General features: G+C 60.0%; 1 protein-coding gene. It reads right to left on the bottom strand.

The window, feature by feature from the left end:
* Window positions 1-543: IS5 family transposase (locus MKD38_RS30865; RefSeq protein ID WP_252669795.1), on the bottom strand; the 543-nt coding region annotated here is incomplete at both ends.

Genomic DNA, 543 nt, shown 5'->3' with positions numbered 1-543 from the left:
GATTCGTGTGTCTCGTTGCTGCGCTTGCGACCTTTGAAGCTGCCGCCGGCGTCATCGTCTTGGTCGTCGCCATCCTTGCGCACGAAGCTCTTGTGGCCTGCCCACGCCTGTATCAGCGTGCCGTCCACGCTGAAGTGCTCACCCGACAGCCAGTTCTTCTTCTGCGCGATGGCCAGCACCTCGTTGAAAAACTGGATCACCGCATCATGCTTGATCAGTCGCTCGCGGTTCTTGGTGAAGACCGTGGGCACCCAAACTGAGTCGTCCATCGACAGCCCGATGAACCAGCGAAACAGCAGGTTGTATTGCGTCTGCTCCATGAGCTGGCGCTCAGAGCGAATGCTGTAGAGCACCTGCAGCAGCATGGCCCGCAGCAACTTCTCCGGCGCGATACTGGGGCGGCCACCCTTGATATCGGCCTCGTACATCTGCGCGAACAGCCGGTCCATCTTCACCAGCGCCTGGTTGGCCATAGTCCGGATCGAGCGCAGCGGATGGGACTGCGGCACGAAATCCTCCAGCCTCCGCATAGTGAACAAGCTT

The organism is Cupriavidus sp. WGlv3, from assembly GCF_023952475.1.
Classification (GTDB): Bacteria; Pseudomonadota; Gammaproteobacteria; order Burkholderiales; family Burkholderiaceae; genus Cupriavidus; species Cupriavidus phytorum.
Note: the sequence above shows the minus strand (reverse complement) of the source record. Positions and strands in the feature narration are given on the sequence as shown.